Origin of the sequence: Seongchinamella sediminis (genome assembly GCF_003457605.1) — a bacterium.
GTDB classification, from domain to species: Bacteria; Pseudomonadota; Gammaproteobacteria; order Pseudomonadales; family Halieaceae; genus Halioglobus; species Halioglobus sediminis.
Window position 1 is genome coordinate 55,458 of record NZ_QRAN01000016.1, and the last position, 19,046, is coordinate 74,503.

General features: G+C 62.7%; 16 protein-coding genes. 12 read left to right on the top strand and 4 right to left on the bottom strand.

What is annotated here, in order from left to right:
* Positions 1 to 52: 52 nt before the first annotated feature.
* The 7 genes from DWB85_RS14380 to DWB85_RS14410 all read left to right on the top strand — a co-directional run bounded on the left by DWB85_RS14380 (position 53) and on the right by DWB85_RS14410 (position 7,349).
* Entirely contained in the window at positions 53 to 949 is an 897-nt protein-coding gene (locus DWB85_RS14380) for an enoyl-CoA hydratase-related protein (RefSeq protein ID WP_117956001.1), read from the top strand.
* Between the two features lie 50 nt (positions 950 to 999).
* Positions 1,000 to 2,163, top strand: coding sequence for a thiolase C-terminal domain-containing protein (locus DWB85_RS14385; RefSeq protein WP_117956003.1), 1,164 nt, complete (start codon positions 1,000 to 1,002; stop codon positions 2,161 to 2,163).
* A 16-nt stretch (positions 2,164 to 2,179) separates the two neighbouring features.
* Positions 2,180 to 2,608, top strand: a complete 429-nt coding sequence (locus tag DWB85_RS14390) for a Zn-ribbon domain-containing OB-fold protein (protein ID WP_117956006.1) — start codon at positions 2,180 to 2,182, stop codon at positions 2,606 to 2,608.
* Positions 2,609 to 2,646: 38 nt separating this feature from the next.
* Positions 2,647 to 3,426: an enoyl-CoA hydratase/isomerase family protein gene (locus DWB85_RS14395; RefSeq protein WP_117956009.1), complete on the top strand. Its 780-nt coding sequence runs from the start codon at positions 2,647 to 2,649 to the stop codon at positions 3,424 to 3,426.
* A 10-nt stretch (positions 3,427 to 3,436) separates the two neighbouring features.
* The gene (locus DWB85_RS14400) at positions 3,437 to 4,498 is read left to right on the top strand and encodes a TIGR03617 family F420-dependent LLM class oxidoreductase (protein ID WP_117956012.1); all 1,062 of its coding nucleotides are present in this window, start codon (positions 3,437 to 3,439) and stop codon (positions 4,496 to 4,498) included.
* A 62-nt stretch (positions 4,499 to 4,560) separates the two neighbouring features.
* Complete coding sequence (locus DWB85_RS14405) at positions 4,561 to 5,964, top strand: CoA transferase (protein ID WP_162846139.1); 1,404 nt, start codon at positions 4,561 to 4,563, stop codon at positions 5,962 to 5,964.
* Positions 5,958 to 7,349 carry an amidohydrolase family protein gene (locus tag DWB85_RS14410; protein ID WP_117956018.1) on the top strand — a complete coding sequence of 464 codons (1,392 nt, stop codon included), beginning with the start codon at positions 5,958 to 5,960 and terminating at the stop codon, positions 7,347 to 7,349. The genes DWB85_RS14405 and DWB85_RS14410 overlap by 7 nt, the downstream gene beginning before the upstream one ends.
* Here DWB85_RS14410 and DWB85_RS14415 read toward each other — a convergent pair.
* From DWB85_RS14415 to DWB85_RS14430, 4 genes are all read right to left on the bottom strand, one after another.
* Entirely contained in the window at positions 7,346 to 9,334 is a 1,989-nt protein-coding gene (locus DWB85_RS14415; protein ID WP_117956022.1) for a heterodisulfide reductase-related iron-sulfur binding cluster, read from the bottom strand. The genes DWB85_RS14410 and DWB85_RS14415 overlap by 4 nt on opposite strands.
* A 157-nt stretch (positions 9,335 to 9,491) precedes the next feature.
* A complete protein-coding gene (locus DWB85_RS14420; protein WP_117956024.1) occupies positions 9,492 to 10,685 on the bottom strand; it encodes a thiolase C-terminal domain-containing protein in 1,194 nt (397 codons plus the stop codon).
* Positions 10,686 to 10,705: 20 nt separating this feature from the next.
* On the bottom strand, positions 10,706 to 11,122 hold the full coding sequence (locus DWB85_RS14425) for a Zn-ribbon domain-containing OB-fold protein (RefSeq protein WP_162846140.1): 417 nt from the start codon (positions 11,120 to 11,122) through the stop codon (positions 10,706 to 10,708).
* A gap of 52 nt (positions 11,123 to 11,174) precedes the next feature.
* Entirely contained in the window at positions 11,175 to 12,131 is a 957-nt protein-coding gene (locus DWB85_RS14430) for an electron transfer flavoprotein subunit alpha/FixB family protein (protein ID WP_117956028.1), read from the bottom strand.
* Between the two features lie 378 nt (positions 12,132 to 12,509).
* Here DWB85_RS14430 and DWB85_RS14435 point away from each other — a divergent pair, with 378 nt between their 5' ends.
* The 5 genes from DWB85_RS14435 (at position 12,510) to DWB85_RS14455 (ending at position 18,932) form a co-directional block, all read left to right on the top strand.
* Positions 12,510 to 13,478 (top strand): amidohydrolase family protein, encoded by a 969-nt coding sequence (locus DWB85_RS14435; RefSeq protein WP_117956030.1) that lies wholly within the window; start codon positions 12,510 to 12,512, stop codon positions 13,476 to 13,478.
* A 29-nt stretch (positions 13,479 to 13,507) separates the two neighbouring features.
* Entirely contained in the window at positions 13,508 to 13,816 is a 309-nt protein-coding gene (locus tag DWB85_RS14440; RefSeq protein WP_205422751.1) for a hypothetical protein, read from the top strand.
* A 35-nt stretch (positions 13,817 to 13,851) separates the two neighbouring features.
* Positions 13,852 to 15,348 (top strand): class I adenylate-forming enzyme family protein, encoded by a 1,497-nt coding sequence (locus DWB85_RS14445; protein WP_117956032.1) that lies wholly within the window; start codon positions 13,852 to 13,854, stop codon positions 15,346 to 15,348.
* Positions 15,349 to 15,450: 102 nt separating this feature from the next.
* Positions 15,451 to 16,449 (top strand): AraC family transcriptional regulator, encoded by a 999-nt coding sequence (locus DWB85_RS14450; RefSeq protein WP_133300628.1) that lies wholly within the window; start codon positions 15,451 to 15,453, stop codon positions 16,447 to 16,449.
* Positions 16,446 to 18,932, top strand: a complete 2,487-nt coding sequence (locus DWB85_RS14455) for a CaiB/BaiF CoA transferase family protein (RefSeq protein WP_117956037.1) — start codon at positions 16,446 to 16,448, stop codon at positions 18,930 to 18,932. The genes DWB85_RS14450 and DWB85_RS14455 overlap by 4 nt, the downstream gene beginning before the upstream one ends.
* Positions 18,933 to 19,046: the final 114 nt, after the last annotated feature.

The following is a 19,046-nucleotide window of genomic DNA, read 5'->3' on the forward strand; positions in this document are numbered from 1 at the left end:
AATCGCCTGCCGGGGCTGGCATCAACGAACGGGCACAGAAAAGGATGGAAACATGAGCTGGACCGATTGGCAGACAGTACAGGGCGAGGGACTCGATAACTTCGAGCTGATCATCTACGAAAAGAAAACCCACACGGCCTCAGGCGGCGGGGTGGCCCGCGTCTCCCTGAATACCCCGGAGAAGATGAACACCCTGACGCTGGATACCGTGGACGAGATGTTTCGCGCTTTTTACGATGCCAATCATGACCCGGCCATCGGCGTGATCGTTGTGGCGGCCAGGGGCAAGCACTTCGGTGCCGGTGGCGACGTCGACTGGGAGCGCTGGGGCCTGCGTGAAGCCTTCTACAACCGCTACCCGCACAACCGCCTGATGCGCATGTCGCGCAAGCCGGTCATCGCCCAGGTACAGGGCTACTGTATCGCCGGCCATAACCATATGGCGTACTGCTGTGATTTCACCATTGCCGCCGATAATGCCATTTTCGGCCAGGCCGGCCCTAAGGTCAGTTCGCCTGCGGACGGTTTCTTTGTGCCCTACCTGACCAAGGTGGTCGGCGCCAAGAAAGCGCGCGAGATGTGGATGCTGTGCCGCAAGTACCCTGCCGACGAGGCCCTGCAGATGGGCCTGGTCAATACCGTGGTGCCGCTGGAGCAACTGGAGGCGGAGGTGGACCAGTGGTGCGAAGAAATGCTGGCCAAGAGCCCGGGCTGCCTGGAGGTGCTCAAGGCGTCTTTCGACCAGGAGATGGACGGCTACAAAGAGTCCTGTATCAATTCCGCGGCCATGTATCCCGACTGGTTTGATATGCCCGAGGGCAAGGAAGGCGGCGAGGCATTCGTCAACAAGCGGCCGCCGAAATTCTGGGATATCCGCAAGCGCGAGGCCGAATTGCGGGCGCAGTTGCTGGCGGAGTACGAGGAAGAAATCGCCAGGGGCAAACAGTGACTTAGGGTACCTGGCCCCGGCGCCGCCGGGGCCTCAGGCGAGGGCTAGCAGTGCTTAAAGACAAGGCGTGTATCGTGGGAATCGGCGAGACGGGATACTGTCGCAAGCCCGGTTCCGGTAGGAGTGAAGAGGCCCTGCAGTTGCAGGCGGCGGTGGCCGCCCTGGACGATGCAGGCCTGAAGGGCAGGGAGATCGACGGCATCCTGGCCTTCCCCAACCTGGGCAAGTCCGAGGCATTCGCCGCCAGCCTGGGCAGTGAGAACCTGCGCTTTGCCGCCACCATCCACATGGGCGGCGCGTCGCCGGTGGCGTCCCTGCGCATGGCGGCGATGGCCGTGGCCACCGGCGCGGCCAGGCATGTGCTGATCCCCGGTGGCTGGAACGGTTATTCGGGTGCCCGGGTGCGGGAGACCGTCACCACCGATAAAAACTCGATTCCCGGCGGCGCTATCGCCTGGGATTACTACCTGCCCCAGGGTTTGACGGTACCGCCCCAGTGGTACGCGCTGATGTGTCGCCGCCACATGCATGAGTACGGCACCAGCCACGAGCAGCTGGGCGCCGTCGCTGTGGCGATGCGCAAGCACGCCCAGCTGAACCCGGGGGCCCTGATGCACGGCAAGCCCCTGACTATCGAGGACTACCTGCAGTCGCCGATGCTGGCTGACCCCTATCGAATGAACGATTGCTGCCTGGAAACCGACGGCGCTGCCGCATTTATCGTGACCACGGTCGAGCGAGCCAGGGATCTGGGCAAGACCCCCGTGTACATCATGGGCGCTGCGTCCGGGCAACCCTACCCGGCGGATGAGTTCACCACCCGCAAGGATTTCCACCAGACCGGCTTGTCGATTGCAGCCCCGGAAGCCTTCCAGATGGCCGGGGTGAGCCCCGCTGATATGGACTTCGCCCAGATCTACGACTGCTTCACCTTTGAAGTCATCCAGCAACTCGAGGAAGCGGGCTTCTGCCAGCGTGGCGAGGGCGGTGCCTTCGTCGAAGATGGCGGCATTGAGCTTGGAGGCAGGCTTCCGGTGAATACCTCCGGGGGTCTGTTGTCCGAGGCTCACTCACTGGGCCTGGGCCACGTGGTGGAAGCGGTGAAACAATTGCGCGGGGAGGCAGGCGAGCGCCAGGTTGCCAATGCCGAACTGGGTTTGGTAACCGGTTGGGGCGACTTCGGCGATGGCAGTATTGCCATCCTGCGCCGCTAGTTCACGGGAGCGAGAGATGACGCATTACAACAAGCCTCTGCCGGGGCTGGACGGACTGACCAAAGAGTTCTATGACTTCTGCCGGCAGGAGTCACTGCATTTCCAGCAGTGCAGCGAATGCGGGACTTTCCGCCATGTCCCCAGGGAGATGTGTGCCGAGTGCAACTCCTTCGACTGGGAGTGGGTGGAGTCCAGCGGCAAGGGCACCATTTTCAGCTGGGTGGTGGTCAACCGCGCGCTGCATCCCGCGTTCTACGACCCCTCTCCGGATGCGGTACCGATGGCGCCGGTTGTGGTTGAAATGGAGGAGGGGGTGCGCCTGACCAGCAATATGGTCGATTGCCCGCCCGACGAACTGGAAATTGATATGCCCGTTGAAGTGGTTTATGAGGCGGTGACTGACGAGGTCACGCTGCCGCGATTTCGCCGGGTCACCGGTGGTTAACTGAACACATGAGCACGCACTGATGACAGGATGGAACGATGACGCTACAGATGCCAGAGACTTTCAAGTACGAGAAACAGGGCAGGATCGCCATTATGACGATAAACCGCCCGCAGGCGATGAACGCGTTTACCGAGGAGATGCTGGCCGCCATGGATGCGGCCTTCGATGACTTCCAGCAGGACGATGACCTGTGGGTGGCCATTTTCACCGGCGCCGGCGACAAGTCATTCTGTTCCGGTATGGACCTGGGCGAGGCGATCCCGAAATTGAATGCCGGCGAGGAGATGGGCTACGAGGACCACACCAAGCGGCCATTCTCCGATGTATTCAAGCCCATCATTACCGCGGTCAATGGCTTTTGTATTGCCGGTGGCATGGAATTCATGCAGGGCACCGATATCCGCATCGCCGCCGAACATGCCACCTTCGGCCTTGGCGAGGTGCGCTTCGGTCTCGTCCCCGCCGGCGGGACCCACGTGCGCCTGCCACGCCAGATACCCTGGGCGGTGGCGATGGAGCTGCTGCTCACGGGGGAGAACCTGGATGCCAAACGCGCCTACGACATCGGCCTGATCAACAAGGTCGTGCCCAGGGAGGCACTGATGGATGAGGCCATGCAACTGGCCGAGAAAATCTGCCTGAACAGTCCGCTGGCAGTGCGGACCGCCAAGGAGATCGCCGTGCGACAGGCCAACCTTGAGCCGGCTTTTGTCCTGGAAAAGGCGCTGGCGGCGCGGGTATTCGGCTCCGCCGACGCAGTGGAGGGGCCGAAAGCGTTCATGGAGCGCCGCAAGCCGAACTTTACCGGCAAGTAGGGGCGCTGTGATGCGTGTTGAAACTGTCATGTTGGGGCCGGACAAGTCCCAGTATGCCGGGACAGCCCAGGCCCGGGGCGGATTGGCGCGTATTGCCGAGTCGGCCCGGCAACTGGAGGACATCGGTTTCGACGGGATCACCACGCCCGAGGCGGGGCACGATCCCTTCCTGCCGCTGATGCTCGCGGCGGAGCATACCGGGAAGGTCCGCCTGGGCACTAATATCGCCGTGTCCTTTCCCCGCAGCCCGATGATCACCGCCCAGGCGGCCTGGGACTTGCAGAACTATTCCGGCGGTCGTTTCGCCCTGGGCCTCGGCACCCAGGTCAAGGGCCACAACGAGCGCCGCTTCGGTACCCCCTGGCCGGGTCCGGCGGGGCCGCGCATGCGGGAGTATCTGCTCAGCCTGCAGGCGATCTTCCACTCTTTCCAGAACCCGGATGAGCCCCGCTATTTCAAGGGCGAGCACTACCAGTTCACCATGCTGCCGACCTTCTTCAACCCGGGGCCGATCGAGCACCCCGACATTCCCATCTACCTGGCGGTGGTCAATGAGTACATGGCCCGGCTGGCGGGGGAACTGTGTCAGGGGGTTCGGCTGCACCCCATTGCCACCTTCAGCTACACCCGTGACATCATCGTTCCGGCCATTGACGAGGGCGCAAGCCGGGGCGGTCGCCGGCGGGCCGATGTGGATTTACTCGGGGCTCCCTTCCTGGCCGTGGGCCGCGATGAGGCGGCTCTGGCCAGGTCCGTGGAGGGGCTGCGGCAGCAGATTGCCTTCTACGCCTCGACCCCGTCCTATCACCCGGTATTGCGCTACCATGGCTGGGAGGATATCGGGCTGGCACTGCAGCGGATGGCCCGGGAAGGCAAGGTGAAGGACATGGCACCGTTGATTAGCGATGACATGCTTGCAGAGTGGGCGATTGTCGGTACCTGTGAGCAGTTTGCCAGGCAGGTGAAGGACAGAGTAGCGGGTCTCTTCGATACTGTCTTGCTCGACCTTCCAGCGGAGGCCCGCGCGGATGAGGAATGGCTGCGCGACACGGTGGCGCAGATACAGGCCTGAGACGCTGCGCCGCCCACTCTGCTGCAGTACACTGGTTGGCAGGCATCGCCTGTGGGAGTTCCATGGCACCGCACACGAAAACCCTGGCCGCCGGCGACCTGCCGCTGGCGGGACGGGACATCGCCCTCAACCCGGGAGTTAAAGCTGGCGACTATGCGGCCGCGCTGCTGCGCTCGCTGGGCGCCGACACTCCCGCCCCGTCCCCACTTGGCGCCCTGGAGATTGCCGGCGACTGGGCCGCGTCCGGGCTTATCCCGCTGACCGGCAGTCCCGATGCACCAATGCAGGGGCCCGCCGCCATTCCCTCTGCCGCCCATGGCGCACTGGCGGCGCTCAAACTGCTGGCCGGGGGAAACGATCTACAGGGCCTGGACGGGGCCTCCCTGTTAAGCGAGCGCGCGGCCTTCCCGGGACTGAGCCGGCAGGGGCGGGTTTCTGCCAATGGCAGCTGCCACCTGCTGCGGGCCAGGGATGGCTGGCTCGCGCTGAATCTGGCCCGGGACGATGACTGGGCGTTGTTGCCCGCCTGGTTGGAGGCGGCCCTGGATCTGCCCTGCTGGCAACAACTTGCCGAGCGGGTAGCACAGCGGGACATTTCGCGGCTGCTCGAGCGCGGCCGCACACTGGGCCTGCCGGTCGCCTGCGCCAGGCCGGAGAACAGGCGGGCCGACAGCTGGTTTTCCCTGGCTTCCCGGGGACCCGGCGGCGCGGGCGGCAGATCCGGGCCGCTGGTGGTCGACCTCTCTTCCCTCTGGGCCGGCCCGCTGTGCACCCACCTGCTGGGCCTGGCGGGCGCCCGCGTGATCAAGGTTGAAAGTGCAGGCCGCCTGGATGGCGCCCGTGGCGGCGATACAGATTTCTACAACCTGCTCAATGCGAACAAGGAGAGCGTCGTCCTCGACCTGGCGTCGACACAGGGCCGGCAGCAGCTGGCGTGTTTACTCGCGCGGGCCGACATCGTGGTGGAGGGGTCGCGGCCCCGGGCGCTGCGCCAGCTGGGTATTGAGGCGGAGCAGCTGGTACGCAGTGTGCCGGGGCTGACCTGGATCAGTATCACCGGCTACGGCAGGGGTGAGCCCGAGGCGAACTGGGTTGCCTTTGGCGACGATGCGGCAGTGGCGGCGGGGGTGGCCATTGCCACTGCCGACCCGCCCGTATTCTGTGGTGACGCCCTGGCGGACCCACTGACCGGCATTCACGCCGCAGTGGCCGCCCAGGCCTTCTGGCAGAGCGGCGCCGGAGGCCTGTTGGACCTCTCCCTGCGCGGCGTCACCGCCTATAGCCTGAACTACCATCCCGGCGTACCCAGAGGGAAGGTGCTTGCATCATCGGGCGGCTGGCGCCTGCTGCTGCAGGGCGAAAGCTTTCCGCTTATCCCACCCCAGCGGCGCAGGCCGGCATCCTCCGCTGCCCCGCCCGGCAGTGACACACAGCGGGTGCTGACGGAGTTTGCAATCCCGTGCTGATCAAAAATGCCGAGGTAGAGCAGGCTTCTGGTGTCGATGTGCGCTGTCGGCAGGGGCTGGTCTACCAGGTGGGCGACTGCCTGCCGCCCGAGCCCGGCGAGCAGGTGATCGATGCCAGCGGAGGCGCCCTGTTGCCCGGACTGCATGACCACCACCTCCACCTGCGCGCGCTGGCGGCGGCTCGCTCCTCCGTGATTTGTGGACCGCCCCAGGTCAATACCGTGGAACAGTTGCGAGAGGTCCTGAACAGGGACCAGGGCAGCGGCTGGCTGCGCGGCATCGCCTACCACGATGCTGTCGCCGGCGAGCTCAATCGCTGGCAACTGGATGACCTGGTCAAGCACCGGCCGGTGAGGATTCAGCATCGTTCCGGCAAGCTGTGGATCGTCAATTCGATGGCCGCCGAGCGGCTCGGTCTCGCCGACAACCGCCACCTCCAGGGTGTGCTCTGCGACGACCGTGGCCGCCCGAATGGCAGGCTGTTGCGCCTGGACGGCTGGCTGAGAGCGAGCTTGGCCAACGACGGACCGCCAGGGCTGGCGCCTGTTTCGCGGGAGCTGGCCAGCTACGGGGTGACGGGTGTCACCGATGCCACGCCCTCCAATACTGATGCAGATGCCAGTGCCTTTGTCGAGGCCATCGAGTGCGGTGAACTGCTGCAGCGTATCCTGCTCATGGGTGAGTTGCAGTTCTCGCCCCCGGCCCATCCATGGGCCCGCCGCGGTGCCCATAAAATCCTCCTCGATGAGCACCGCCTGCCGCAGCTTGATAATCTGGTGAGGGACATCGCCCTGGCACATGCGCAACAGCGCCCGGTAGCGATTCACTGCGTTACCCGGACCGAGCTGGTATTTGCCCTGTCCTCGCTGATCGCCGCGGGAGGGCATCCCGGGGACCGCATCGAGCACGCCTCGGTGACGCCGGACGAGGTCCTGCCCCTGCTCCAGCAGGCCGGCGTCGCGGTGGTTACACAGCACGGTTTCATTCGTGAGCGCGGCGACCAGTACCTGCGGGACGTGAAAGCTCAATACCAGCAGCTGTTATACCGCGGTAAAGCGTTCCTCGATGCCGGCCTGCCGCTGGCGGGAAGCAGTGATGCGCCCTATGGCAGCCACGACCCGTGGCTGGCAATGCGGGCGGCAGTTGAACGCAGCACCGCGCAGGGACAGCGTATCGGCAGCGCGGAAAGCCTGAGCCCCGAACAGGCCCTGGCGCTGTACACCGGTAGCCCCGATTACCCGGGTACCGCCGCGAGCAGGATAGAGCCCGGTGCGCTGGCGGATTTCTGCCTGCTGGACCGCCCCTGGGCCAGTGCCCGCGAGCGTCTCGATGCGGCGGATGTCAGAGCCACCATCAGGGCCGGCGAGCTTATCTACTGGCGCTAGTCTTCAATAATCGTGATCTTCTCGGCAACCAGCTCCGCCACGTCGAATACCCTGCGTTCCCCGGTATGCTTGCTGCTGCTGGACGTCAGCATCAGGTTGCAGAACGAACAGGCGGTGGCGACCTTGTCGGCTCCGGTATCGAATGCTTCCTGCATGCGTACATCGCTGACCCGTGCCGTGCCGCCCTGTCCGCCCCAGTAATTGCCGCCGCCGGCGCCGCAACAGAAACTGTCCTTCTTGCTGCGCGGCATCTCGATCAGCTTGCCCACCGATGCGATAACGTTGCGCGGAGCATCGACAATACCATTGTGGCGGGCCAGGTAGCAGGGATCGTGGAAGGTGATGGTTTCATCACTCTTCTCCGCCAGCACCAGTTTGCCCTGGGCCTGTAATTCCTCGATGAACACGGTGTGCGGAATGGTCTGCCAATCGGCGCCCAGCTCCGGATAATAGCGATCGAAGCTGTTGTAGCAGTGGGCGCACATGGTGATCACTTTCTGGATCTTCTGTTCCTTGAATTCCTCGATATTGGTTTCGGCGATTTCAACGAACTGCATCTCGTTGCCCATCATCTTGGCCGGGTCGCCGGTGCAGCGCGGCTCTTCGAAAATACCGTAGGACACGCCCGCCGCTTCGAGGATTTTCACCATGGCGCGGGCTATCTCCTGGGCGCGCTCCTCGTAGGTGACGGAACAGCCTATCCACAGCAGGTACTCGGTCTCGCCGGGTGCGAAAAAAGGCACATCCAGGCCTTTCCGCCAGTCTTCCGGGTTGGAGCCGGTGCCGACGAAGGGGTGTTCGCGCGATTCCAGGTTGCGGTTGGCGGCGGCCATCGTCTCCGGCATCTCGGAGCGATCCATGACAAAGTGACGGCGGAATTCGAGGATCACTTCCGCCGGGTTGTTGCTGACCGGGCATTCCTCGACGCAGGCGGCACAGGTGGTGCAGGCGAAAATGGCGTCCTGGCCCAGTACATCGATGAGTGAATCGTCGTCGAACTTGCCCTGCTCGATAAATTCAGCGCAGGTCGCCATCACTTTTTTCGGCGACAGGTCCTTGCCGGTCTGGGCGGCGGGGCACACCTCGTGACAGCGTCCGCACCAGAGGCAGGCGGAGGCATCGAGCAGGTTTTTCTGGGTGAGGTCAGCCAGCTTTGCGGCCCCGAAGCGCATTTCGTCCTCATCGTCCTCGTCTTCATCCTCGTCGAAATCGAAATTGATGGGGGGCAGGTTGATTCCGTCACGGGCGGGCACGAACGCGGAATTGGCCGGACCCAGTAACATGTGGGAGAAGGGGCTGTGGGCGATTATGGCGATGAAGGCACAGCCCATCAGGCCGTGAACCCACCACATGACATTCATGCCCAGCAGGGCGCCCTCTTCACCGAATGTGCTGTGCAGCGTGCTGCCGATGGCCTGGCCGAGGAACTCAGCGTTGTCGGCGGGAACCTCGAGTGCGAGGCGGAAGCCCTCGGCCAGGAAGCCGGCGATGACGATCAGCAGCAGGAAGATTTCACCGCGCTCAAAGCCGGACCGGGTTTTGTCGCCGGCGGTGAGGCGGTCCGGGGCGGCGAGGCGGCGCGCCAGGAAGAAGGCGACGCCGGTAAACAGCATGATGCCCCCCAGCTCGCGACCGAGTTTAAGAAAGATAAAGCCGAACCAGCCCTCGTAAACGGGGATGCCGACAAAGTCGAACATGAACACCGCGTGACCGAAGATCAGTAACAGGGCGCCGATAAACATGATGCCGTGGAAGCTGCCCGCCACGGGGCGTTTCTTCAGGCGGGAGGTCATCAGCCCGCGCCGGATAAAGCTGCCGATGTTGAACCTGGCCCGGGCGCCCTCCAGGGTCACCTTCTCCCCGAACCAGGGCCTGCCCTGTTCTACCCGCTGCTTGTGGTTTCGCAGCCCCAGGAACAGGCTGTAGAGTGCGCCGAGCAAGATCGCAGCCAGGATAAAGTAGTTGTAAGTCGGTATGGTATCCATCGCTGCCTGCCTATCTCCCAGGGTCGTCAGGCCGGAAGTGGGGCCTGATTCGCCGCCACGACAGGGCCATACTACCCTTGTTTCTGCGCCATCTTAAACACTGCCAGTTGCGGCCCGGATAGCAGCCGGGCCGGCGATTCCAGTCTTTGCCCCGCAGCTACCGCTTGAGTATGGCTGCGGTTGCATTGCCCCCAAGCCCCAGGGTCTGGGCGAGGCCGACCCTGGCGCCGGGGACCTGGCGCCCGCCCGCCTGGCCGCGCAGCTGCCAGGTCAATTCAGCGATCTGGAATACCCCCATGGCGGTTGTCGCCTCGCCGAAGGATACAAAGCCGCCCGAGGGGTTGATCGGCATGCTGCCAGTCGGGGCAGTTTCGCCGGCCTTAAGCAGGCTTTCGGACTGACCCGGCTCGCACAGCCCCCATTCCTCCGGAAACGCCAGTTCATAATAGCAGGTGTTGTCCTGCAACTCGGTAAAGCTGATGTCCTCGGGGCCGATCCCCGACTTCTCAAAGGCACTGGTCACCGCATTCCGGGCCTCGGTATGCAGGTTGGGACAGTCGGTCATCGGGTCAGCGAGACCGCGGGGCAGCATGTCGTCAAAGGTCATGGTGGCCACGGTGCTGGTGGCGACGGTGACCGGCTTGCTGGTGAACTTCCTGGCGTAGTCACTGGAGCAGATGATTGCCGCCGCGGCGCCATTGGACACCGGGCAAATCTGGAACAGGCGCAGGGGATTGCTGACGTAGGGGGAGTTCATCACGTCTTCCAGGGTGATGGCCTGCTGGAAGCGGGCGTAGGGGTTGTTCACCGAACACTGGCGGGCCTTTACCGCCACCTGGGAGAACTGTTCCTCGGTGGTGCCGTACTCGTACATCCGGCGCCGGGCCAGGGTCGACCAGAAAGACGGCCCCGGCATGCCGATGCAGCGCTGGCGCAGGAATTCCGGGTCGGTGGCCTCTTCCACGCCCGAGGTCTGGATCATGCCCTTGGGCATCACCTCGCCACCGACCACCAGCACAATGTCGTAGACGCCGCCGGCGACCATGGAGTAGCCGACATTGAAGGCGTTGCCCCCCGCGGCACAGCCGGCGGACATGTTGTAGACCGGAATCCCCGTCGAGCCGAGGTCCTCCACCACATCGTTGCCGTTGAGGCCCCAGCCCTTGCCGCCGGAGAAGCGCGAGCTGGCCGCGGTGACCGCCTGGATCTGTTTCCAGCTGACGCCGGCGTCCTTCAGTGCCGCGTCCACCGCGGTGCGGCAGAGCTCACCCACGGACTTGGTGCCGACGATGTCGTCTCCGGTCTTGCCGAAGCGGTGCATACCCACACCGATTACTGCAACTTCCTGCATCTGAATTCTCCTCGTCGGGGTTAAATCTGTTTGAACTTCCAGGATGTGAAGGCCTTGTCGTCCTCGTGATAGAGGGTGTCGATAACCAGTTCCACGTCTGAGCCGACCTGCACATCTTCCGGCTTGTCGACCATCTGCCCGATCAGGCGCAGGCCGCACTCGAGGTCAACTACTCCCATGGCATAGGGAACAAAGGGCTGGTCGAACTTGTGTGGCGGTGGCGGCGGAAAGTCGGCCACCGAGTAGCTCCACAGTACGCCCTTGCCGCCGAAGTCGTAGTCTTCCATTCTGGAGTCGTTGCACTCCGGGTTGTGGCAGGCCGCCGATTTCGGGAAGTAGGGCGTGTCGCAACCGGCACACCTGGAACCGTGCAGGGTGGCAGCCCCGTTGCTCTCGGTAAACAGGCCTTCCACGCAGGGAACTCTTTGCTCAGACATTGGTAACCTCTCCTGATACGCTGCAGCCGGACGGTGGTCCGGCCCGTGTGATCTATGCTTTCGCCGCCTTGATGATTTCCGGCAAAATCTCCACGCAGTCCCCGACGATGCCATAGCGAGCATAGCGGTAGATCGAGGCGTCGGGGTCCTTGTTAATGGCGACAATGGTTTTGGCCGCGGAGCAGCCGGCCATGTGCTGGCTGGCGCCGGAGATGCCGGCCGCGAGATAGAGCCCCGGGCGAGTGATTTTTCCGGTCAGGCCGACCTGGTGGGAGGAGTCTACCCAGCCGTCGTCGACGATGGCCCGGGATGCGCCCGGCAGGCCGCCAAGTGCCCCCGCGAGGTCGCGAATCAATGCATAGTTGTCTGCCGAGCCCAGCCCGCGGCCGCCGGAAACGATGATGTCGGCGTCCTCCAGGCGCGGCCCCTCAGCCTGCGGTGCGCTGCTTACCGTGAAGCGTTCTGTAACCGAAGCCAGATCGACGGCGATGTCACGGGTGGCCGGGGTGGACGCGCTGGCTGCAGGCTCGGCGACAATAGACGTGGTGACAATAGAGACCACATTGACTTCGCTGGCCAGTTCATAGACACAGTGGGTGTCACCACCAAAGGCGGTGGCCACCACCTTGAGTCGTCCACTCTCACTGCTGATATCAAAACCGTTGGTCACCACCGGCACCCCGAGGCGACCCGCCAGGCGCGGTGCGATTAGCCGGGCGTTGATGTTCTGGTTGAATAGAATGGTTTGCGGGCTGGTCTGCTGGCAGTACTGGGACAGGGCTTCCACCAGGGCATCGGGGCCGAAGCTGTCGAGCCTGTCATCGGCAATCCTGTCCAGGCTGGCTACGCCGTACTTGCCTGCCAGCGCGGCGGCTTCTGCAGTCGCAGCGCCGATGACTGCCCAGTTCAATTCCTGGCCGGTCGTGACACTGAGTTTGTGCGCCACCGAGAGGGCCTCTTCAGTGCCACCCTCAATCGAGTTACCCCAGGTACACAGGACAATGCTCATCTCGATACTCCTTTTGGTTTAGCTTGGTAATCAGTCTAAAGGCAAAGGGGGCAGCCCTCCACAAGCGGTCGGATCAATTCCGGCCTACTGGATTTCAATTTTGGACAATCCTCAGGGTATCCCGCCAACGGCGGATGAAATTTTCTGTTTTTCGTCACAAAAAAATTAAAAAAAACACTGTAAAAACAGGGTCATATGGAATTTCACCGGTGAAGATTCCGGGGCCGGGAGCAAAATTGCGGGGCTCTCAGTTTTGGGTATATGATGCTTGCAAACAGGATTACAGGGCGGTGTGGTCTGGTAGCGCAAACGAGTCCGGGCACCGCGAAATGAGCGCTGTATCACAGGCAAGCTGTAGCAACAGAAAAGGAACCCACGATGGCTGAACAGGATTACTTTGTAGCACTCACCGAGTTTCACTTCATGAATCCCCAGACCATGTCTGAGATCGATTATTACCCGCAAATGCATCGCTTCGGTGCCAGTGTCAGCGGCGTACTGAAAGCCTGGGCCGGGCGCAGTCTGGACGACGAGTGGCCCGAGCCCACGGCGCAGGCCCTGATCAAATACATGGACGAGGCCAATGTCGACGTCGCATTCTGTTTGCGTGAACCGATGATGGATATTTCCGGCGGCAGTGTCTCCATGTCGACCAACGGTTTTATGATGCAGCAGATCGAGCCCTACCCGGGGCGGATGTACCTGGAGTCCAACTGTGGCCCCATTATCAAGCGCGGCCTGGAGAATGCGATCTGGGAGCTGGAGTACCTGCACACGGAGCGCGGCGCCAAGTTGAGCAAGATATACCAGCCGGAGGACGAGGGCCCGATCAACGACCGTCGCCTGTGGCCCTTCTATGAAAAGGCCCAGGAACTCGGGGTGCCACTGACCATTCACACTGGTGCGGCCTACGTCAATCCGCAGCCTGGCAGCCACTGTGAAACCAGGCAGTTGGACGATGTCTGCCTGGCCTTCCCGGACCTGAATATCATTGCCTACCACGCCGGCTGGCCAGATACCGAGGAGCTGATTGGCCTGTGTGGTAAGCACAAGAACCTGTATATGAGCATTTCGGGTATTATCGGCTGGTACCAGCGCGCGCCCTATCGCGGCTACCACGCGATTGGTACAGCACTGCAGTGGATGCCTTCGGAACAGATTGTGCTTGGCTTTGACCTGCCCTTCGACGACCTGGCGCGGGTCGTGGACTACATTCGCGACTTCGACATGCCGGAGGAGCTGCAGGAAAAGTGGGGCTACCAGCAACTGAGCACCGACGACAAGGCCAATATCCTGGGTCTTAACCTGGCGCGCTTGACCGGTATCGAGCCGACCAAGCGGGTATAGGGACTTTATTTCACAAGAGGTAATTCGAGATGGCTGAACTGAAAGCGGGTACGCGAATGAAGAGCGCAGTGTGCGCAACGGAAGTCATGGTTATTGCTGCTCCCGGTGGCGAGATTGACGTGACCTGTGGTGGAGCATCGATGATCGGCAGTGCCGACACGGCCGAGGGCGGCACTGTCGATGCTGCCCACGCCGACGGCACCCTGCTCGGCAAGCGCTATGTTAATGCAGCGGGTGACCTGGAATTGCTCTGCGTCAAGCCGGGTGACGGTTCTCTGGCGGTCGGCGGCGAAGCACTGGTGCTCAAGGAAGCAAAGGCACTGCCTTCTTCCGACTAGGTACCACCGGCCCATAGCATAATCGGGGAAAGCAGATGAACGTAATGATGCTACTGGAGATGGCCGCACAGGGTTTTGGCGACCGTGTGGCCTTCACCAATGGAGATGACTCGCTCACTTACCAGGAACTGTATGATGCGGCCGGCGCTGCCGCTGCCGAGATCAGGCAGTCCGGCTGCGACTATGTCGCGATGCTGGATGTTACCAGCCTGGCGATGCCGGTTGCCTTGTTTGCCTGTGCCTGGGCCGGCGTTCCCTACGTCCCCATCAACTATCGCCTGACGCCTCACGAGATCAAAGCCTTGCTGGAGCGCGTCGAGCCGTGCTTGCTGATAACCGAAGCGGATCGCGCCAGGGATTTCAGTGGCCATGAGAATGTGCAGGTCTGTACCCGTGAGGACTTCCTGTCCAGGGCCAGGTCCGGTGAAATCCTGGCGCAGCCCTGGTCCATGGATCAGGAGGACACCGGGGTGCTGCTGTTTACCAGTGGCACCACCGGTGCGCCGAAAGCGGCGGTGCTACGGCAGAAGCACCTGGTGTCCTATATTCTCGGATCCGTCGAGTTCATGTCGGCGACGGAGGAGGAGGCCTCCCTGGGTTGCGTGCCGCCCTACCATATCGCGGGCATCTCGGCAGTGCTGAGCTCTGTTTACTCTGGCCGCCGAGTCGTGCAGTTGGCGAATTTTACCGCCGGGGACTGGATCGCCCTGGTCAACCGGGAGAAGGTCACCAATGCCTTCGTGGTGCCGACCATGCTGGCGCGGATTGTTGATTCATTGGGCGACGACCCGTCGGCAAGCCTGCCGAGTTTGCGGGCCCTGGCCTACGGCGGCGGCAAGATGCCCCTGGCGGTGATCGAGCGGGCCATGCAGTTGCTGCCCAATGCCGATTTTACCAACGCCTACGGCTTGACCGAGACCAGTTCTACCATTGCCGTGCTGGGTCCCCAGGACCACCGGGACGCCGCTGCCAGCGAAGATCAGGCGGTGCGGCGCAGGCTGGTTTCCGTGGGCAGGCCGCTGCCCGGGGTGGAAGTGGAAATTCGCGACGACGAGGGCAGGACGCTGGCCGCGGGAGAGCGTGGCGAAATCTACGTGCGGGGCGAGCAGGTGTCCGGTGAATATGTCGGCAAGGGCAGCCTGCTGGACGCGGAGGGCTGGTTCCCCACCCGGGACGCCGGCTCCCTGGATGCGGAGGGTTTTCTGTTCCTGGAGGGCCGGGCCGATGACGTGATCGTGCGCGGGGGTGAAAATATGTCACCCGGTGAAATCGAGGATGTACTGCTCGAACACGGGGCGGTCAGTGATGTGGCGGTCGTGGGCGTGCCTGACGAACAATGGGGCGAGGCGGTTGCGGCGGCGGTGGTGGTGAAAACCGGCCAGAGTGTGGTCGCAGAGGAGCTGCAGAACTGGGTAAAAGAGCGGATGCGCAGTTCCCGCGTGCCCCAACTGGTGCAGTTCTGGGATGAACTGCCCTACAACGAAACCGGGAAACTGTTGCGGCGCACGGTCAAGGCCCGCTTGAGTGCCTGAACCCCGGGCGCACTAGGGTCCCGTGTGTCGCCATCGCCGGGCTCTCCTGCGTTTCTGCAGGACTTTCATCGTGCGCTGATTTTCAGGTAAGATCTGGTGATCATGCAGGGTACTCATCTCAAAACCAATAATAAATTCAGCTTCTATCTGGAGCGCATGCAAAGCCGTGGTTTTTCCCCGGAGCAGGTACTGGAAGGGACCGGCCTGGACCAGGCGCAGATTGGCAGCGAGCAGTTTTCCCCCAGGCCCGACCAGTACCGCGCGATTATCGGCAATATCATTCGCCTCACGGAAGACCCCCATATCGGCCTCGCCCTGGGCGATGAATTCAAGATCAGCAATCTGGGTGTCCTTGGCTATGCCGCCCTGAGCGCTTCCAACCTGGCCCACTCGCGGGAATTGTTCTCGCGCTACGACGCCCTGGTCGAGCATATCCTGTTGCCCTCCACGGTTGTTACCGAGGATCGCTGGTGCACCGAACTCAAGGAGACGTTTCCCCTGGGGGAACTGGTGCCTTTTGCGGTGGAGGAGTTTATCAGTCGTACCTGCGGGCTGGCGGCCGACCTGACCAACAAGCCTTTTCCGGTGCTGGAAATCCGGGTGACCTATCCCGAGCCCGACGATATCGAGGTCTATCGCCAGCGTTTCGACTGCCCGATGTATTTCGACCAGCCGCGCAATTTGATTCTGTGGGATGTCAACAGTCAGGATAACCAGATCAGCCTGGCCAACGAGGAAGTCTGCAAGCTTTGCGAGCAGCAGTGCAAGATGCTGATCGACCAGATGGCGGATGCTGATCTGTTATCCAGCAAGATTCGCAAGGCGCTGGTCAAGAACCCGGGCGAATTCCCCACCCTGGAGGAGATGTCCCGGCGCCTGAACATGGGCTCCCGGACCCTGCGCCGGCGCCTGGTGCAGGAGAACCTGACCTACCAGCAGATCCTGGATGATACCCGCAAGGATCTCGCCCTGCAGTACCTCCAGCACACCTCACTGACCCCGAAAGAAATCGGCTATCTGCTCGGTTACAACAGCGTGAGTAATTTCCGCCGGGCATTCAAGGGCTGGACGGGTAAGAAACTGACCGACTACCGGGAATGACGAGCCAGCAGCCGGACACCGCCCTGGCGGGAATCCGGGTGGTCGAAATCTGCGACCACAAGGGCAGCTATTGCGGCAAGCTGCTGGCCGATATGGGTGCCGAGGTCATTAAAGTGGAGCCCCCCGGGGGTGACCCGGACCGCCTGATTCCCCCTTTTTTGCACGGCCGTGCCGAGGCTGGTTCCAGCCTGCCCTTTCTCTATGCCAACAGCAACAAGAAGAGTGTCACACTCGATATCACTACTGTAGAGGGCCAGCAGCAGTTGCGGGGCCTGGTTGAAAGCGCGGACCTGCTGCTGGAAAGCATGCCGCCAGGCATGCTGGCTGGCCTCAATCTTTCCTTCGATGTGTTGCGCGCCGACCAGCCCGGGCTGGTATTCACGTCGATAACCGGCTTTGGCCAATCGGGTCCGCACCGGGACTACAGGACCTCCGAGATCGTCGCCAGTGCGCTCGGGGGGGCGATGGTGGTGACCGGTTTTCCGGAAGACCCGCCGGTCAAGCTCGCGGGTTCCCAGGCCTTTGTGATGGCTTCCACCATGGCGGCGATCAGCAGCATGATTGCCCTGCATCACAGCCGCGCTACCGGCAGGGGGCAGCAGGTTGATATCTCCATCCAGAAGACCATGCTTGCGGTGACCAGCATCTGCGGCGTCGGCAAGTGGCTGGAGGACGGGATTATTTCCAATCGCTTCGGTACCGGCCTGTTCGCATCGGTTCCCTCGGGCACCTATCCCTGCAAGGACGGCAGTGTCTATATCATGGTCAATCGGCCGAAGCACTGGCAGGTGCTGGCGCGCTGGGTGAATGAGGTCAGTGGCAACCAGGAAGTGCTCGACCCCATGTTCGACGGGCCCTCGTCGATGCGCCAGCCCTATCGCGAGTTGCTGGATATATTTATTGCCGAGCTGACCGGGCAGTTTACCGTGGAGGAGTTTTACCGCGAGGGCCAGCGGCGGCACCTGGCGGTAACGCCCCTGAGTACGGCGCACGGTATTGCCGCGGACCCCCACCTCAATGCACGGGGCTTTTACGTCGCTGTGGATCACGGTGACAGGGGCGTGCTGCGTTTTCCCGGTCCACCCTACCGGTTCTCCGCCACCCCCTGGCGACTGCAATCCCCTGCACCGGGCGCCGGCGAGCATAACCACCAGTTCAGGGCGCCGGGTGGCGACGCTGCGAATACGGCCCAGGCGCGCGGACGGTACAAGCCGGCGCCGGGAGCGGACAGGGCAAAGGAGCAGGCGCTGGCCGGCCTGCGGGTGGTCGAATTTACCGCCGGTATGGCAGGCCCCTGGATCGGGCGCCTGATGGCCTATTGCGGGGCGGATGTCATCAAGGTCGAATCGAAGGACTATCCGGATGTGTCCCGGCTCTTTGTGCCGCCGAAAGCGCCGGAGTTGGGTGTCCAGTCACAGCTGTCTCCCTGGTTGACCGACTGGAATGCGGGCAAGCGCTGTGTCTCCCTGGACCTGACCCGGCCAGAGGGCGCGAATCTCGCCAGAGAACTGATCGCGGAAAGCGATATCGTGATTGACAACAACGCCAACGGGGTGCTCGACAAGCTCGGCCTGGGCTTTGAGTCGCTGGTGCGCCTGAAACCGGAGTTGATCCTGTGCAGCAGCACGGGTTATGGCAATTCTGGCCCCGACGCCAGCTACATCTCCTGGGGACCCAACCTGGAGACCCTGTCGGGGCTGTCCGGCCTGTCCGGCTTTCCCCATCGCGAATGCACCATGACCCAGTTCGCCTATCCCGACCCCCTGGCGGCCCTGTACGGGCTGTTTGCCATTCTTTGCGCTCTTGAGTACCGGCGCAAGAGCGGTCGCGGGCAGCAGGTCAATATTTCCCAGTTGGAAGCGACAGTGGCATCGATTGGAGATGTGCTGCTGGAAGTACTGGTGGATGACGTCGAGCCGGCCAAGATCGGGAATCGCTCACTGTACATGGCGCCGCAGGGGGTCTACCGCTGCCGTGATGACAGTGGCAACGATGACAGGTGGTGCGCCATTACCATCGCCAGTGACGCCCAGTGGCAGGACTTCTGCCGCCTGCTGGAGAAGCCGGAGTGGATTGACGACCCGCAATTCAACTCGCTGTCGGGCCGGCTGGCCAATCACGACCTGCTCGATCGCGGCATCGAACAGTGGACGCGAACCCGGGACCCCTACGAGGTGATGCACAGCCTGCAGGCAGCCGGTATTGCCGCCGGGGTGGCTCAGCATGTCGAGGACCAGTGGCTGCGGGACCCGCATCTGCACGCGCGGCAGTTCTTCGAGGAAATCGCCCACGAGAAAAAGGGCACTGTGATCGCCCCCGGCCTGCCGCTGGGCCTGCTGGGAACCCCGGGCAGGACACCCCACGCCGGTCGCGGCAGGGGGCAGGACAACCACGCGGTATTCTGCCAGTTGCTGGGCCTGGGCGAGGGTGAATTCTCCCGGCTGCTGGATGCAGGGGTGATCCAGGCCCCGGACGAGCCCTGATCTGCATCTGGCCGAATATGACATATCATCGGCCTGAACTGCACTGAGTCTTGCGAGTTAATTTCCCGTTAATCGCTTAATCTTGAACAGGTAATTTGGCGCGTCTCCTTCATG

Bases quoted from the DNA above. Each gene is read 5' to 3' on its own strand.
- DWB85_RS14425 (WP_162846140.1), bottom strand. From the start codon at position 11,122: ATGTCTGAGCAAAGAGTTCCCTGCGTGGAAGGCCTGTTTACCGAGAGC.
- DWB85_RS14440 (WP_205422751.1), top strand. From the start codon at position 13,508: ATGGCTGAACTGAAAGCGGGTACGCGAATGAAGAGCGCAGTGTGCGCA.
- DWB85_RS14430 (WP_117956028.1), bottom strand. From the start codon at position 12,131: ATGAGCATTGTCCTGTGTACCTGGGGTAACTCGATTGAGGGTGGCACT.
- DWB85_RS14455 (WP_117956037.1), top strand. From the start codon at position 16,446: ATGACGAGCCAGCAGCCGGACACCGCCCTGGCGGGAATCCGGGTGGTC.
- DWB85_RS14405 (WP_162846139.1), top strand. From the start codon at position 4,561: ATGGCACCGCACACGAAAACCCTGGCCGCCGGCGACCTGCCGCTGGCG.
- DWB85_RS14415 (WP_117956022.1), bottom strand. From the start codon at position 9,334: ATGGATACCATACCGACTTACAACTACTTTATCCTGGCTGCGATCTTG.
- DWB85_RS14390 (WP_117956006.1), top strand. From the start codon at position 2,180: ATGACGCATTACAACAAGCCTCTGCCGGGGCTGGACGGACTGACCAAA.
- DWB85_RS14400 (WP_117956012.1), top strand. From the start codon at position 3,437: ATGCGTGTTGAAACTGTCATGTTGGGGCCGGACAAGTCCCAGTATGCC.
- DWB85_RS14450 (WP_133300628.1), top strand. From the start codon at position 15,451: ATGCAGGGTACTCATCTCAAAACCAATAATAAATTCAGCTTCTATCTG.
- DWB85_RS14435 (WP_117956030.1), top strand. From the start codon at position 12,510: ATGGCTGAACAGGATTACTTTGTAGCACTCACCGAGTTTCACTTCATG.
- DWB85_RS14445 (WP_117956032.1), top strand. From the start codon at position 13,852: ATGAACGTAATGATGCTACTGGAGATGGCCGCACAGGGTTTTGGCGAC.
- DWB85_RS14420 (WP_117956024.1), bottom strand. From the start codon at position 10,685: ATGCAGGAAGTTGCAGTAATCGGTGTGGGTATGCACCGCTTCGGCAAG.
- DWB85_RS14380 (WP_117956001.1), top strand. From the start codon at position 53: ATGAGCTGGACCGATTGGCAGACAGTACAGGGCGAGGGACTCGATAAC.
- DWB85_RS14395 (WP_117956009.1), top strand. From the start codon at position 2,647: ATGACGCTACAGATGCCAGAGACTTTCAAGTACGAGAAACAGGGCAGG.